This is a genomic window from Halomonas sp. MMSF_3323 (assembly GCF_030733595.1).
GTDB classification, from domain to species: domain Bacteria; phylum Pseudomonadota; class Gammaproteobacteria; order Pseudomonadales; family Halomonadaceae; genus Halomonas; species Halomonas litopenaei.
Genome location: NZ_JASHIT010000026.1, coordinates 61793 through 77742 on the forward strand (window position 1 = coordinate 61793; position 15950 = coordinate 77742).

Consider the following 15950-nt stretch of genomic DNA (forward strand, 5'->3'; position numbering starts at 1 on the left):
CTGCGCACGGGGGCGACGAGTGAACAAGGAGAGCCGCCATGCAGCTGAGCCAGGATTTCTTGCCCCGAGACGACATCCCCACCGCCCTTGTCGGTGCCCTGGATGCCGCCTGGGAGCGCCTTGCCTCGCGGCTCGAACAGGCAGACAACGTCGCCGAAATGAGCGGCAATGAGCCCCCCGGCGAACTTTATCAGGCATTGGAGCCCCATCGTCGGGTCGAACTCGCCCGAGTGCTGGCGATCTCCGAGTTCGCCTGCGAGACCCTGTGTCGCCATCCCCAGTGGCTGGGTTGCCTGGACTCCAGCGGTGAGCTGGATCGTGCTTTGACGCCCGAGGCGCTCAGGCAGCTGCTCGACGAGGGCCTCGAGGCCGCCGAGGACGAAGCCGCCATGCAGGCGGCGATTCGGCGCTTTCGTGCCGCGCGCATGCTGGCCATCGTGTGGCGCGACATCAACCGTCCCGAGGGCGTCGACGCCTGGGCCACCGGTGCCGCGGTGTCGCGCCTGGCCGAGGTCTGCCTGGAAGGGGCGCTTGGCTGGCTCGAGCGCTTTGTCGAGGCCCGCTGGGGGCGTCCGGCCCCGCGCGAGGACGGCAGCGAACAGCGCCTGGTGGTGCTCGGCATGGGCAAGCTGGGCGCCGGCGAGCTGAACCTGTCGTCCGACATCGATCTGATCTTCGCCTACCCCGAGAAGGGCGAGACCCAGGGTGGGCGCAAGTCGCTGGACCACGTCGAGTACTTCACCAAGCTCGGTCAGAAGCTGATCTCGGCGCTGGACCCGGTGACCGCCGACGGCTTCGTCTTTCGCGTCGACATGCGCCTGCGCCCGCTGGGTGACGGTGGGCCCCTGGTTGGCAGCTTTTCTTCACTGGCGGGCTACTACCAGGATCAGGGCCGCGAGTGGGAGCGCTACGCCATGCTCAAGGCGCGCCCGGTGGCCGGCGACATCGACGCCGGCTATGAGCTGTTGTCGAGCATCCGTCCCTTCGTCTACCGCAAGTACCTGGACTTCGGCGCCATCGAGTCGCTGCGCGAGCTCAAGGCGATGATCAATCGCGAGGTCCGGCGCAAGGGCATGCAGGGCAATATCAAGCTGGGGCCCGGCGGCATCCGCGAGGTGGAGTTCATCGTCCAGGCGTTTCAGTTGATTCGCGGTGGGCGCGATACGGAATTGCAGGTGACCTCGCTGAAGACCGCCATGCAGCGGCTGCCGGAGTTGGGCCTGCTGCCCCAGGAAGTGATCGACGAACTGCTGCCGGACTACGCCTTTCTGCGCGACCTGGAGCACGCCATCCAGGCCCTCGAGGACCGCCAGACCCAGGCGCTGCCCGACGACGACCTCGACCGCGAGCGGGTGGCGCTGGCGATGGGCGCCCAGGGCTGGCCGGCGCTGATGGCGCGTCTGGATGAGGTGCGTGGGCGGGTGCGCAAGCACTTCGACGCGGTCATCAGCGACCCCGAGGACGAGGTCGAGGAAGACGGCGTCGACGAGGGCGCCAGTCTCGATACCTGGCGCCAGCTATGGCGCGGCGAGCCGGACGACGACGAGGCCCAGGCGACACTGCAGGACGCCGGCTTCGACGATGCCGCCACCGCACTCAAGCGAATCAAGGGACTGGCCGGGTCACGCCAGGTTCAGGCCATGCAACGGGTAGGCTACGAGCGCCTCGATGCACTGATGCCGCTGCTGCTGGACGCGGTGGCCGAGAGCGAGGCGCCGGATGCGGCGCTTGAGCGGGTGCTGCCGCTGATCGAGGCGGTGCTCAGGCGTACTGCCTACCTGGCGCTGTTGCGCGAGAACCCCGATGCCCTGGGCCACCTGATGAAGCTGTGCGGTGCAAGTCCCTGGATCGCCGAACAGATCGCCCGCTACCCGATCCTGCTCGACGAGCTGCTGACCCCGGATACCCTCTACACCCCGGCGGACAAGGAACGCCTGGCCGACGAGCTGCGCCAGACCCTGGCACGGATTCCCGAGGACGACGAGGAAGCCCAGCTCGAGGCACTGCGGGTGTTCAAGCACGCCCAGGTGCTGCACGTGGCGGCCTCGGACATCGCCGGCACCCGCCATCTGATGAAGGTCAGCGACTACCTCACCTACATCGCCGAAGTGATCCTCGACGCCGTGCTGGCCATGGCCTGGAAGACCCTGACCCGCAAGCACGGCTATCCGCTGGGCAAGGACGGCGAGCGTGCCGGTAAAGCACCGGAGTTTCTGATCGTCGGTTACGGCAAGCTTGGCGGCATCGAGCTCGGCTACGGCTCGGATCTCGACCTGGTGTTCCTGCACGATTGCGCCTCCCAGGGAGAGACCGATGGCAAGCGGGTCATCGACAACACCGTGTTCTTCACCCGGCTGGGCCAGCGCATCATCCACCTGTTGTCGGCGGTGACGCCGGCCGGTTCGCTCTACGAGGTCGACATGCGGCTGCGCCCCTCGGGCAACTCCGGTCTGCTGGTCAGCCCGCTCAAGGCCTTCGCCGAGTACCAGCGCGAGCAGGCCTGGACCTGGGAGCACCAGGCGCTGGTGCGCTCCCGGGTGGTGGCCGGCGACGCGGCCCTGGCCGAAGGCTTCGAAGAGGTGCGCCGGGAGATCCTCGGCCGCGAGCGCGATCGCGAGGCGCTGCGCGAGGAGGTGGTCAAGATGCGCCACAAGATGCGCGATCACCTGGGCTCGAAGGGCTCCGCCGATACCTTCGACCTCAAGCACGACCCCGGCGGCATGGTCGACATCGAGTTCCTGTGCCAGTACGCGGTGCTGGCGCTGTCTCACCAGACACCGGAGCTGATGCGCTTCAGCGACAACATGCGCATCCTCGAGACCCTGGAGGAGACCGACCATCTCGAGGCCGACGAGGCCCAGGCGCTGCGCGACGCCTACCTGGCCGCGCGCAGCGCCAACCACCGCGCCGCCCTGACGCGGGAAAGCGCCCGGGGCGACGTCGAGGCGTTCAAGGACCACCGCCGGGCCATCATCGACGCCTGGAAAGCCTGGCTGGAGCCTGAACAGGGGTGAATGACGGCGGGGTCCAGCCCCGCTCGAGTGGCACACTGCAAGAGGGCGAGGCACGCCAGGGCAACAGGGCAAACACCTGGTGAAGCGACATGACCGTGGATTCAAGCGTCGCACCTCGCTGCCTGTTCGCGCCAGTCGGTTCGTGGTCCTGGGCGTGGACGCCTTCAAGCAGTTCTGTGAGGATGAGCGAAAGCGTGCCGCCAACGAGCAGGCCGTCTCTCTTTTTGCCCCCCACGGCGTGAACTGTTGAAGGAGAATCCTTGATGAGTGGCAAGGTACTGGTCCTGCACGGCCCCAACCTCAATCTGCTGGGTACCCGAGAGCCCGAGATCTACGGCCACGAGACCCTGGCCGATATCGACAACGCGCTGCGCGAGCACGCCGTGCTTGAAGGCTGGGAGCTCGCCAGTCGCCAGAGCAATCACGAAGGTGAGCTGATCGACGCCATCCATGCCGCACGTCTCGATGGCACCGTCGCCATCATCATCAACCCTGCGGCCTATACCCACACCTCGGTGGCGATCCTCGATGCCCTGAACGCCTTCGACGGCACGGTGATCGAGGTGCACCTGTCCAACGTGCACAAGCGCGAGAGCTTCCGCCACCACTCCTACGTCTCGCTGCGTGCCGATGGCGTCATCGCCGGGCTCGGCAGTCAGGGCTACCACGCCGCCCTGGACGCAGTGATCAAAAAGGGCTGACGCAGGTTCAGCGATCGCGCCCCCGAGTCAGCGCCAGGGTGATTCCGGCGGCGCTGATCAGCGCCGCGCCGATCCAGGTCTCCGGGCGTGGCACGTCGCCGAAGAAGATGAAGCCGAACAGCGCCGCCCAGACGATCTGCAGGTACAGAAAGGGCGAGACCAGCGAGGCCGGCGCGTAGCGCATGGCCAGGATCAGCGTGAGCTGACTAGCCGCACCCATCAGGCCGACAAAGACGAACAGCGGCAGATCCCCCAGTGCCACCGGGGTCCAGAAGGCCGGGACCACGGCCGAGCTGACCAGCGCGCCGGCAAGGCCCGCGTAGAACAGCGAAGTGAGGGGATGGTCCTCGCGCCCGAAGCGTCGGGTAGACAGCTGGTAGAGCGCGAAACAGGCGGTCAGGCCGAACGGCAGAAGAATGGCCGGGTTGGCGCGCCAGTCCACCGGGCCCACGCAGATCACCACCCCACCGAAGCCCACCAGGATCGCCAGCCACTGGCGCCAGCCGACCCGCTCCTTGAGCAGCGGAATCGCCAGCAGGGTCACCAGCAGCGGCGAGCTGAAGTTGATGACGTAGACCTGCAGGATCGGCAGGGTGCGAAAGGCCAGGTAGGCGAAGGTGCTGGCCCCCAGCAGCAGCAGGCCACGAACGAACTGGCCGCCCAGGGATGACGTCTTCAGCATGGCCATGCCCGGCCCACGTCCCAGGTAGACCAGGTAGCCGGTCAGCACCAGCATATGGCCAACGTAGCGCGCCCATACCACCTGCACCGGCGAATAGTCCTGGGCCAGGGTCTTGACCCCGGTGTCGAGCATGCAGAACAAGAGCCCCGCCGCCAGCATGAAGGCAATGCCCTTCATCGGCCGGTCGCGGTTGAGGGCCTGTGGCGGCGTCAGGGGCGTAGCGTCTGGTGTCGATGAAGGTGTGGACATGGCGGGCCGTTGGCGGTCGAAGCGGGACGGCGACATTCTGCGCCGACAAAAAAGTAGCAAGCTAAATGATGCCTTTCATGGTACGTGAGCCAGCAGTCGGTCGCCAGCGAGTCAGCCAGGGTTGGGCATCAGGCCTCAGTCACTCGTCGGCACCGCGGGAGGTTCAGCCAAGCAGCGGCATCAGACCGGTGTGTGACAGCGCCCACAGGACGACGCTAAGGGTCACGAAGCTCGATAGCGTGCTTGCCATCAGGGCGGCGGCACCCACGCCCTCCATGCCGAAGCGCTGGGCGATCAGCGGGTAGATGCTGATCATCGGGCAGGCGGCGAAGATCATGGCGCCGGCGAAGATCAGGGGGGGCAAGGGCGCCAGGACGGTCTGGAAGGCCAGCAGCATGCCCAGCACCAGCAGCGGGTGGAGTACCAGCTTGCCGAGCATGATCTGGCCCATGTCCTTGACCATGCCGCGGATCTTGAGGCCGTACAGGGTGCCGCCGATGACGAACAGCGCAGCGGGCCCGGCGGCGCCGGCCAGCAGCTCGATGGTGCGATCCAGCGTCGCCGGCAGGCGTATTCCCAGTGCCGCCAGTGCCAGCCCCAGGCTCAGCGAGATCAGGATCGGGTTGCGGACAAGCCTGGTCAGGGTCTGGCGCAGGGCATCACCGGCGCGGGTGTCGCGCTGCTGACCGACCTCGGCCAGTACCAGGGCGCCGGGAATCACCAGCAGGATTTCGACCATCATGGTGTGGACCATGATGATACCCGCCGCCGCCTGACCCAGCGCCAGGGCAGCGATCGGGTAGGCGACAAAGCCGCTGTTGGAGGCGGACATGCCAAGGGCCTGGATGGCCCGCTCGGTGGGGGACTTCTTTTGGCGATTGCGCGGCAGCCACAGGCAGGCGACGAAGGTGGCCACGGAGCCCAGGGCGTAGGCTGCTAGCAGCGGCAGGCTGATCACCTCGCCAAGCGAGTTGCGGGTCAGGGCGCCGAGGATCAGTGCCGGCAGCGCGGCGTACAGCACGAAGTTGGCGACACCGGAGAGCTGAACCGGCGATACCAGGTTCCAGCGCCGGGCCAGAAAGCCGACGCCGATCAGCAGAAAGATCGGTGTGGTGATGGAGAGTATCGCTAGCATTCAGGCCTCCCTGCCATTGTCATACTTCCCCATGTGCGCCTGTCCCCTGTGCGCTCAGACAAAGACGATCAGCTCACGTTGGCGCGAATCTGGCGAGCCTTGCCCTGGAGCAGCGGCAGGTAGCGCTCAAGCAAGGTGTCGTGGTCGATTCTGGCGGCGTTGGTGCTGATATTGATCGCACCGATCAGCTCGCCGTTGGCGTCGAAGGCGGGTACTGCCAACGAACGCAGCCCAGAATCCAGCTCCTGATCGACGATGGCATAGCCCTGCTGGCGAGCCTGGAGGATGGCGCGCTTGAGCTCAGCCTTGTCGGTGATCGTCTTGTCGGTGAAGCGCTCGAGGGTGGTGCGCTCGATAAAGGCATCCAGTTCGTCGTCGGTCTTCTGTGCCAGCAGCATGCGCCCCATCGAGGTGTAGGCGGCGGGCAGCCGCGTGCCCACCGACAGGGTGATGGCCATCAGCCGCTGGCGCGACGCCGAGCGCGCCACATAGGTGACCTCATCGCCGTCGAGTACGCCAAGAGAAGAGGATTCGCCGCTTTCGGTGGTGATGTCCTCGAGCACCTGCTGGATCAGGTGCTGATAATTGTTGGCGGACAGGAAGGCGTAGCCGAGCTTGAGCACCCGCGGCGCCAGCTCGAAGTGGCGATGGTCCTTGCGCACATAGCCCAGGGCATGCAGCGTCAGCAGAAAGCGTCTGGCGCGGGCACGGTTCATGCCGGTGCGCGTCGCCACCTCACTCAAGGTCATCCGAGGGTGGGCCTCGTCGAAGGCCAGAATGACGTCGAGGCCGCTGGCGAGGGCAGTGACGAAGTCGCGGTCATCCGGGCTCAGGGCGGCGTCGGCCGGTGCCGTATCCATCGAGGTGTCCTTTTTTCAGATTCGAGTGTCACTAAGATCTAGTGTTGCAGTGATCGAGCGCCACGACGTGAGAGCGTTGTACAGCCCGAGCGACGATGATAGCAGGGCAGCGACCGGATACGGCCCCCGATGTCATGGCAGCAAGAAGACATTCGTCTTCTGTGGGCGACGGTTTGCTCCCGTGTTGTCGATAATCTAGCATGCTTGTTCGAGGTGCGAACACCTGTGCGACTATTGGTGGAGCGGCCACGCTGTCGCCATCGCGTGTCCTTGTCGTTGCCTCCTTGCTGCTATCCCCTTGAACTCGCCCCGGTCGATACGCCCCATTCGCTCCCCAGAAGAAGAGGAACCTTGCCATGTCCGACGCCCTGCTGAGCCATCCATTCATGAGCCAGAGTGCCCTGGAAGCCTGTCGCGACGATGACCTGGTGGCCTCGATGCTGGCCTTCGAACTCGCCCTGGCTCGCGTCCAGGAAGGTGTCGGCGCACTGCCAGCGGGCAGCGCCGGGCGCATGGCGGCGGCGCTTGAGCATCATGACTTTGACACCGCGGCCATCGCCCGGGGTATCGCCAGCGGCGGCAACGCGGCGATCCCCTTCGTCAAGGCCGGGCGAGCGGCGTTGCCGGACGAGCTCAAGGCGTGCTGGCACCAGGGGGCGACCAGCCAGGATGTGGTGGATTCGGCGCTGATGCACCTGCTGACGCCGCGCCTGGCGAGCCTGGATGGCCTGCTCGAGCGCTGTCGCAACGCGGTTCTCGCGCTGATGCGTGACCACGAGCAGACGCCCATGGTCGGCCGTACCCTGATGCAGCAAGCGCTGCCGATGACCTTTGGGGTCAAGGCGGCCCAGTGGGGCATCGGGCTCGAGCGCGCGCGATGCCGGCTTGGGGATATCGCCGCCGAAGGACTGCCGGTGCAGTTCGGCGGTGCAGTGGGGGTGCACTCGGGCTGGGGGGAACAGGGGCTCGAGCTGATGCAGGCCTTGGCCGAGGAGCTTGGCCTGTCCTGCCCGGTACTGCCCTGGCATACCGACCGCCAGCCGATCCATGCCTTGCAGACCGCCCTGGACGCCGTCGCCGGGGCGCTGGAGAGCCTGGCGCTGGACGTCGCCCTGCTGACGCAGACAGAGGTTGGCGAAGTCAGCGAGCCGAGCGCCCCTGGCATGGGCGAATCGTCGTCGATGCCGCACAAGCGCAATCCGGTACGCTGCGCCCTGATTCGCGGCGCGTCGCGTCGGGTGCACGGCCACACCACGGTGATCATCGGTGCCGTGGCCCAGCCGCTGGAACGGGGCCTCGGCGAGTGGCACGCCGAGTGGGCACCGCTCAGCGAATCGGTGCTGCTGGTGGAAGGGGCGCTGGAGCAGGCGGCAACCCTGCTGGAAGGACTCGAAGTACATCCTGAGCGCATGGCCGCCAACCTGGCGTTGACCGGCGGCGCGATCATGGCCGAGCCGGTGGCGCGCCTGCTGACACCCCACCTCGGCAGCGACAGGGCCAAGGCGCTGGCGGCCGAGGCTGCCGAGACCGCGCGCCGCCAGGGGCGTCCTTATCACGAGGTCTTGCACGAGGTGCTGAAGGCGGAGGCGGGCGAGCCATCCACCGCAGAGCAGAGCAGTGAGGCTCCGCGGCAGCCCCCCGATATCAGTGTCGAGCAGCTCAAGGCCGCCACCGATCCGGCGTTATACATTGGTAGCAGTCGACAACAGGTCAGCAAGGCCAGGGAGTGGCTGGAGCAACGCTAACACGTTGATTGATCGGTAGAAGAACGAGAAGGGGCGGGAGCGGCGTATGCCGTTCCCGCCCTTTTTGCGTTTGACGGCCCTGACGATCAGCAGTAACTTGTTCGTATAACAAACCTACGTTCACATAGCGAACAAGGCTGTTCTGTCCACCGCATTGGTTCATCGTTAACAGAGGCAACCCACATGGCCGAGATCCTGAGTCTTGACGAAGCGGTAAGGCGCTACGTCCATGACGGCGCCACCGTCGCCATGGAAGGCTTTACCCACCTGATTCCTTTCGCCGCCGGGCATGAGGTCATTCGCCAGCGTAGGCGCGACCTCACCCTGATTCGGATGACCCCGGACCTGGTCTACGACCAGTTGATCGGTGCCGGCTGCGTGAAGAAGGTGATCTTTTCCTGGGGGGGCAACCCTGGCGTCGGCTCGCTCCATCGCCTGCGTGATGCGGTGGAAAAGGGCTGGCCCCACAAGGTCGAGATTCTCGAGCACAGCCACGCCGCCATGGCCTGCGCCTTCGAGGCCGGCGCCGCCGGATTGCCGCTGGCGGTGCTGCGCGGCTACGTCGGCAGCGAGCTGCCCAACGTCAATGACCAGATCAAGTTCATCGAGTGCCCCTTCACCGGCGAGCGCCTGGCGGCGGTGCCCTCGGTGCGCCCGGACGTCTCCATCGTTCACGCCCAGAAGGCCGACCGTGCCGGCAATGTGCTGGTCGAGGGCATCATCGGGGTGCAGAAGGAAGCGGTGCTGGCAGCCAGCCGCGCCATCGTCACCGTCGAGGAGATCGTCGATGACCTGGACACCCACCCCAACGCCTGCGTGATCCCAGGCTGGGCCATCGACGCCATCGCCGTGGCCGAAAAGGGCTCGCTGCCGTCCTACGCCCACGGCTACTACCCGCGTGACAACCGCTTCTACAAGGAGTGGGACGCCATCGCCCGCGACCGTGACGCCTTCACCCGCTGGATCGACGACAACATCATGAACACCGCGGAGGACGCCCGATGAGCACCGCAATCGACTACAGCGCCGGCGAGATGATGACGGTCACCGCCGCCCGGGCGCTGGAAAACGGCATGACCTGTTTCGTCGGTATCGGCCTGCCGTCCGAGGCCGCCAACCTGGCGCGGCTTACCCATGCCCCCGAGGTGGTGCTGATCTACGAATCCGGCACCCTGCAGACCAGGCCGGACGTGTTGCCGCTCTCGATCGGCGATGGCGAGCTGTGCGAGTCGGCGCTGACCACGGTGTCGGTGCCGGAGATGTTTCGCTACTGGCTGCAGGGCGGCAAGGTCAGTGTGGGCTTTCTGGGCACCGCCCAGATCGATCGCTACGCCAACCTCAACACCACCCTGATCGGCGACTACACCGCACCCAAGGTACGCTTGCCCGGTGGCGGCGGGGCGCCGGAGATCGCTACCAACGCTGGTGAAGTGTTCATCACCCTGAAGCACTCGCCGCGGGCCTTCGTGCGTGACGTCGATTTCATCACCACCCTGGGCTTCGGCCGCGACGGCAAGGGACGCGACGGTGTACCCAATATCGGCAAGGGGCCGACTCGCGTGATCAGTGACCTGTGCGTGATGAAGCCGGACCCCGAGGATCGTGAACTGACGGTGGTCTCGCTGCATCCCGGCGTGACGCGCGAGCAGGTCCAGGAGGCCACCGGCTGGGACATTCGTTTCGCCGCTGAACTCGAGACCACGCCGGTCCCCAGTGCCCATGAGCTCGAGGTGCTGCGTGAGCTGAAGGCGCGCACCGATCGTGCCCACAGCGGCCAGTAAACCGCCCTCCCGCATCTTCCCCCTTCCCCGACACACCCCGCGCCAGTGCGCGGGGTGACCAAGGAGTCCGACATGACCGACGTCTTTCTCTGTCATCCCCGTCGCAGCGCCATCGGGCGCTTCGGTGGCACCCTGGCAAGCGTGCGTCCCGACGACCTGGCCGCCGACATCTTCAAGGCGGTGCTGGCCCAGGCGCCAGAGCTTGATCCCGGCGCCATCGAAGAGGTCTTCATGGGCTGTGCCAACCAGGCCGGCGAGGACAACCGCAACGTGGCGCGCATGTCGGCGCTGCTGGCGGGCCTGCCGACCTCGGTGCCCGGTACTACCATGAATCGTCTGTGCGGTTCCGGCATGGATGCGGTAGGCACCGCCATGCGCGCGATCAAGGCCGGCGAGATGGATCTGGCCCTGGCCGGCGGGGTGGAGTCGATGTCCCGGGCGCCTTACGTCATGGGCAAGGCGGAAGGCGCCTTTTCACGGGGGCAGCAGATCGAGGACACCACCATCGGCTGGCGCTTCGTCAACCCGCTGATGAAGAAGCTTCACGATACCCACTCGATGCCCGAGACCGCCGAGAACGTGGCCGAACAGTTCGACATCTCCCGCGCCGATCAGGACGCCTTTGCCGTGCGCTCCCAGCAAAAGGCTGCCCAGGCCCAGCAGGAAGGTCGCTTCGCCGAGGAAATCACCCCCATCGAGATCCCCCGGCGCAAGCAGGAGCCGCTGGTGTTCGACATCGACGAGCATCCTCGCGCCGGCACCACCCTGGAGAAGCTGGCCGCCCTGCCGACCCCCTTCAAGGACAATGGCAGTGTCACCGCCGGCAACGCCTCCGGGGTCAACGACGGCGCCTGTGCCATGCTGGTCGCAAGCCAGGCGGCGGTGGAGCGCCATGGCCTGGTGCCGATGGCGCGTATCGTCGGCATGGCCACCGGCGGGGTGGAGCCGCGCATCATGGGCTATGGCCCGGTCCCGGCGGTGCGCCGGCTGCTCGAGCGCAGCGGCGTTACGATCGACGAGATCGACGTGATCGAGCTCAACGAAGCCTTCGCCGCCCAGGCCCTGGCCTGTCTGCGCGACCTCGGCGTCGCCGACGATGACCCCCGGGTCAACCCCAACGGCGGGGCCATCGCCCTGGGCCATCCGCTCGGCATGTCCGGGGCGCGCCTGTTGATGACCGCCGCCCACGAGCTCAACAGGAGCGGCAAACGCTACGCCTTGTGCACCATGTGTGTGGGCGTGGGCCAGGGCATCGCCACCCTGATCGAACGGGTATAGAGGAACAGGAGAGAGGTCATGGCATTTCTGAATATCGAAGGACGCAGTGTCGCGTATCGCCTGCTCGGCGCCGAGGCCAACCCTCTGGTGGTGCTGGCGCATCCGCTGGGCATGAGCCAGGCGGTGTGGGACGACGTCCTGCCGGCGCTGCTGCCACGCTACCGGGTGTTGACCTGGGACCTGCCCGGTCACGGCGCCAGCCAGGCCTGGGGCGACGGGCCAATCACTCCGGCCGAACTGGCGAAGGAAGCCATCGCCCTGGCCGACCACGCCGGCGCCGGCCGCTTCCACTTCGTCGGCACCTCCATCGGTGGCGTGGTGGGGCAGCAGCTGATCAGCGAGCACGGCGAGCGCCTGCTCTCCGCCGCCCTGACCAACACCGGAGCGGTGATCGGCACCAGCGAGCTATGGACCACCAGGGCCGAGCGTGTGCGGCGCGAGGGCCTGGCGGCGATGTCCGGCGAGATCGTGCCGCGCTGGTTCGCTGCCGCCTGCTTCGACGCCGAGCCGGCCCTAAAGGCGGGCTGGTGCACCCAGATGGGGCGCGGTGACGACGAGTCCTACGCGCTGCTCTGCGAAATGCTGGGGCGAGATACCTTCACCGGCAAGCTCTCCGGCAAGGGCGTCAAGGTGCAGCTGTTCGGTGGCAGCGAGGACCTGGCGACGCCACCGGCCACCCTGGAGGCCCTGGCGGCCGAGTGCGACGGCGCCCCGCTCGAGGTGCTCGAGGGCGTCGGTCACGTGCCTTCGGTAGAGGCGCCAAGCCGATTCGCCGAGAAGCTGCTGGCGGTGATGGCGGTGGACCTGGGAGACGTGGGCGCGGAGGGCGTCGACTATTCCACTGGCCTTGCGACCCGCAAGCAGGTGCTGGGCGAGGAGCACGTGGCCCGCTCCACCCACAATGCCAACAGCCTGGACACTTCGTTTCAGCAGATGATCACACGGCTGGCCTGGGGCGAGCTGTGGTCCAACGACGACCTGACGCGACGCGAGCGCAGCATGATCACCACCGGCATTCTCGCCGCCCTGGGGCGCGAGGAGCTGACCCTGCACCTGAAGACCGCCCAACGTATCGGCCTCAGCGAGGCGGAGCTGCGTCAGGTGCTGATGCACGTGGCCATCTATGCCGGCGTGCCGGCGGCCAATCATGCCTTTGCCCTGGCCAAGGAGCTGGGCTGGGGAAGCGGCGAATCATCGGCATGAGGGACATGGTTTGCCGCCTGGGGTAAAAGAGTGGTAAATAGCTGACTCACGGAGCACAGAATCCTCCAGGCAGGCAGTAAGGCTTCCTGGCCGTTGGTGACTTGCCATGCCATAGATGGCAGGGCCATCCCTGCTGCTCCATTCGTGAATCCTCGGTCAGTTGCTAGACTTGGCAAAAGGAGAAGGAGAGGATTCCGTCAGGCAGGGAGTGCCCGATGCATGCCCGTTTCGGCAGCAAGAGGTCAACTATTGATGTGGTTCAAGACGTTTGTGGCGATACTGCTCGGCACCCTGATGGCGAATACGGCGTCGGCAGAGTGGCGCTACACCCAGGCCCACCAGATGTTCGGCGACGCCCCGGCGGCGCGAGTCGATGATGGCAGCGGTCATTCTCTGGCACTGGTGTGTTGGAACGGTGTGCCCATGGTATCGGTGGCCGGTTATGCCTCCCAGATGGGCGCCGATCGGCGCAAGCCGCTGGAGGTGCTGGTGGACGGCATCGGGTATCGCCTGGAGTCACGCCACTCCCCCCACGACGGCGTGTGGTTCGCCCCGTCTCCCCTCGGTTTGACCAAGACCCTGCAAGGCGGCAACGTGGCGGTGGTCACTCCCCAGGATACCCGTCCCTCACGCTTCCCGCTGAGTGGCGCCGACGAGCCCATCGAGCGCGTGCTGGCAGCCTGTCGCTAGCGCTGTCGGCGTGGTGGAGGCTGACGAGGTACCACGCCACGGCGCCACGCTGGACACCCGTCACGTCGCCAGATCGCAGGCCACCATGCTCAATCATCGTATCAAGCTGCGCCATCTCAATGCCTTCCTCGAGGTGTCGCGCAGCCGTAGCTTCGCCCGTGCCGCCGACGCCCTGGCGATCACCCAGCCGGGCATCTCCAAGGCCATCCGTGAACTCGAGGAGATCGTTGGCGCCAGCCTGTTCGAGCGTAGCGCCCAGGGCGTCAGTCTGACCCAGGCGGGACTCACCCTGTTGCGCCACGCGGGGCCTGCGCTGCGCGCCCTGGAAGAGGGCGTGGTGGCGCTGGCCGACGGCCATGGTGGGCAGCGTTGGCTCAGGGTCGGGGCGCTGTCGACGGTGGAATCGCGGCTGCTGCCGGCGGCGATTCAGCACTTCCAGGCCTCGCCGCTGGGCCAGGAGACCAGCGTCACCGTGACCACCGGCGCCAGCGCCTTTCTGCTGTCGCGGCTGGCGCTGGGTGAGCTCGACGTGGTGGTGGGGCGTATGACCGAAGCCCGCGAGATTCGTGACCTGGCCTTCGAACATCTCTACTACGAATCGCTGCGGCTGGTAGTGCGCCAGGGGCATCCGCTGGCCACCGTCTCGCCCTGTCCTCCCGAGATCCTGAGCGACTACCCCTGGGCCGTGCCTCCTCCTCAGACCACCTTGCGTCAGCGGGTCGACAGCTTCTGTGTGCGTCACGCCATCAGTTTGCCTGCGCCCTGTCTGGAGACCTTGTCGCTGCCGGTCAGCCGGCGCTTCACACTGGACACCGATGCCATCTGGGTCGCGCCCTTCGAGGCGGTGGCCGAGGACCTGGAGAGCGGCCAGCTGGTCGAGCTGGCACTGACCTTCGAGCACCAGGGTGGCTCGGTAGGGCTGTGTACCAACACCTCTTTGAGCCCCAGCCTGGCGCTGGAAGGCTTCGCCGAGTCGCTGCGCCAGGCCGCCGCGGCAAGACCCCAGTAGCGGCGCCGAAATATCCGGGGGCGAAGCAGCAGGCCAGTACGTACTCGTTCCTGCGATCCGACGCCCCGCGATCCGGTCATCATAACCCCTGGGTTATGACGACCGGCCAAGGTCTCAATTGGCTCCCCGGGCTTGGCTGGTCACACTGCTGTCATCGCCTCGTGTCTCGAGGCGCGTGTGAACAACCAACAATCACGCCAGGACCTCTTCCCCCATGACCCTCAATCGGAACCTCAATCGTCGCTTCGTCGAGCGGGATCGCCAGTGGCACCCCGCCGCCTACACCCCCGGCTACAAGACCTCGGTGCCGCGCTCGCCCTCCCAGGCGCTGGTCAGCCTGCAGACCCCCAGCGTGTCCGAACTCACCGGCCCCGAGTTTAGCCGCCTGCGCATGGGCCCCCATGACAACGATCTGCTGTTGAACTTCCGCGATGCCGATAGCCCCGGTCTGCCGGTGGGGGAGCGGGTGATCATGTTCGGCCGGGTCGTCGACCAGTTCGGCAAGCCGGTGCCGCAGACTCTGGTGGAGATGTGGCAGGCCAATGCCGGTGGCCGCTATCGCCACAAGAAGGACAGCTATCTGGCCCCGCTGGACCCCAACTTCGGCGGCGTCGGGCGCTGTCTCACCGACGATGATGGCTGGTACCACTTCCGCACCATCAAACCCGGTCCCTATCCCTGGCCCAATGGCATCAACACCTGGCGCCCGGCGCACATTCATGTGAGCGTCATGGGCCCGGCCATCTCCACCCGGTTGATCACCCAGATGTACTTCGAGGGGGACCCGCTGATTCCGATCTGCCCCATCGTCCAGACCCTGAAGGACGAGGAGGCCGTGGGCACCATGATCGGTCGACTCGACATGGCCCGCTCGCGCCCCATGGACGCCTTGGCCTACCGCTTCGACCTGGTGGTGCGTGGCGAACTGCAGACCTATTTCGAGAATCAGTGAACAAGAACAGGAACAACAGGTGTCGTGGTGCCCGAGTCGGCTCACGGCAGCGAGGAGACCTCATGCAACAGCCAAACCTTACCCCCACCGCGAACCTGATGCTGCGCGAGACCGCGTCCCAGACCGCCGGCCCCTACGTGCACATCGGCCTGGCGCTGGCCGTCGCCGGCCTGCCCGAGCGCGACGAGGAGATCTGGAACGAACTGGCCAAGGATAACGCCGAAGGCGAGCGTATCGAGGTGGCAGGACGGGTCATCGACGGCAACGGCGACCTGGTCCGCGACGCCCTGCTGGAGGCCTGGCAGGCCGACGCCAATGGTGACTATCAGACGGCGTTCGACCTCAAGGCGCCGTTCAACAGCTTCGGGCGTACCGCGACCACCGCCGAGGGCAACAGCGAGTGGCGCTTTGTCACCGTCAAGCCCGGCGCCATCGCTCGGCCCGACGGTCGCACCATGGCCCCGCACATCAACCTGACGATCTTCGCCCGGGGCGTGAACCTGCATCTGCAGACCCGGCTCTACTTCGATGACGAGCACAAAGCCAATGCCGGCTGCCCGGTGTTGGGTGCGATCGAGTCGCCGGCCCGGCGCCAGACGCTGATCGCCCGGCGTGAAGAGGGCGGGGAGGGGGGCCTGCCACGCTATCGTC

At 66.6% G+C, this 15950-nt stretch carries 14 protein-coding genes; 11 read left to right on the forward strand and 3 right to left on the reverse strand.

From position 1 onward, the window contains the following. Positions 1–38 precede the first annotated feature (38 nt). Positions 39–3014 (forward strand): bifunctional [glutamate--ammonia ligase]-adenylyl-L-tyrosine phosphorylase/[glutamate--ammonia-ligase] adenylyltransferase, encoded by a 2976-nt coding sequence (gene glnE, locus RBB39_RS14135; RefSeq protein WP_306169158.1) that lies wholly within the window; start codon positions 39–41, stop codon positions 3012–3014. 260 nt (positions 3015–3274) lie between these two features. Beyond that, on the forward strand, positions 3275–3715 hold the full coding sequence (gene aroQ / locus RBB39_RS14140) for a type II 3-dehydroquinate dehydratase (RefSeq protein ID WP_157032952.1): 441 nt from the start codon (positions 3275–3277) through the stop codon (positions 3713–3715). A 7-nt stretch (positions 3716–3722) separates the two neighbouring features. Here aroQ and RBB39_RS14145 read toward each other — a convergent pair whose 3' ends face one another. The 3 genes from RBB39_RS14145 to RBB39_RS14155 all read right to left on the reverse strand — a co-directional run bounded on the left by RBB39_RS14145 (position 3723) and on the right by RBB39_RS14155 (position 6641). Then, entirely contained in the window at positions 3723–4646 is a 924-nt protein-coding gene (locus RBB39_RS14145; protein WP_052704236.1) for a DMT family transporter, read from the reverse strand. Between the two features lie 163 nt (positions 4647–4809). After that, positions 4810–5781, reverse strand: a complete 972-nt coding sequence (locus tag RBB39_RS14150) for an AEC family transporter (RefSeq protein ID WP_045991421.1) — start codon at positions 5779–5781, stop codon at positions 4810–4812. A gap of 68 nt (positions 5782–5849) precedes the next feature. Continuing rightward, positions 5850–6641 carry an IclR family transcriptional regulator C-terminal domain-containing protein gene (locus RBB39_RS14155; RefSeq protein WP_108448464.1) on the reverse strand — a complete coding sequence of 264 codons (792 nt, stop codon included), beginning with the start codon at positions 6639–6641 and terminating at the stop codon, positions 5850–5852. Between the two features lie 356 nt (positions 6642–6997). On the opposite strand from RBB39_RS14155, the gene RBB39_RS14160 reads away from it, so the two are divergent. The 9 genes from RBB39_RS14160 to pcaG all read left to right on the forward strand — a co-directional run. After that, entirely contained in the window at positions 6998–8386 is a 1389-nt protein-coding gene (locus tag RBB39_RS14160) for an adenylosuccinate lyase family protein (RefSeq protein ID WP_052704234.1), read from the forward strand. 183 nt (positions 8387–8569) lie between these two features. Then, complete coding sequence (locus RBB39_RS14165) at positions 8570–9391, forward strand: CoA transferase subunit A (protein WP_045991423.1); 822 nt, start codon at positions 8570–8572, stop codon at positions 9389–9391. 8 nt (positions 9392–9399) lie between these two features. Beyond that, entirely contained in the window at positions 9400–10167 is a 768-nt protein-coding gene (locus tag RBB39_RS14170; protein ID WP_342586425.1) for a CoA-transferase subunit beta, read from the forward strand. 72 nt (positions 10168–10239) lie between these two features. Then, entirely contained in the window at positions 10240–11445 is a 1206-nt protein-coding gene (gene pcaF, locus RBB39_RS14175; RefSeq protein WP_045991425.1) for a 3-oxoadipyl-CoA thiolase, read from the forward strand. Between the two features lie 18 nt (positions 11446–11463). Beyond that, positions 11464–12648 (forward strand): alpha/beta fold hydrolase, encoded by a 1185-nt coding sequence (locus tag RBB39_RS14180; protein ID WP_045991426.1) that lies wholly within the window; start codon positions 11464–11466, stop codon positions 12646–12648. Positions 12649–12900: 252 nt separating this feature from the next. Then, complete coding sequence (locus RBB39_RS14185; RefSeq protein WP_045991427.1) at positions 12901–13338, forward strand: hypothetical protein; 438 nt, start codon at positions 12901–12903, stop codon at positions 13336–13338. Between the two features lie 10 nt (positions 13339–13348). Further along, positions 13349–14347, forward strand: a complete 999-nt coding sequence (gene pcaQ, locus RBB39_RS14190) for a pca operon transcription factor PcaQ (protein WP_239452503.1) — start codon at positions 13349–13351, stop codon at positions 14345–14347. Positions 14348–14561: 214 nt separating this feature from the next. Continuing rightward, positions 14562–15299 carry a protocatechuate 3,4-dioxygenase subunit beta gene (pcaH, locus tag RBB39_RS14195; protein ID WP_045991428.1) on the forward strand — a complete coding sequence of 246 codons (738 nt, stop codon included), beginning with the start codon at positions 14562–14564 and terminating at the stop codon, positions 15297–15299. A gap of 62 nt (positions 15300–15361) precedes the next feature. Continuing rightward, positions 15362–15950: protocatechuate 3,4-dioxygenase subunit alpha (gene pcaG, locus RBB39_RS14200; protein ID WP_306169159.1), on the forward strand; the 589-nt coding region annotated here is incomplete at its 3' end.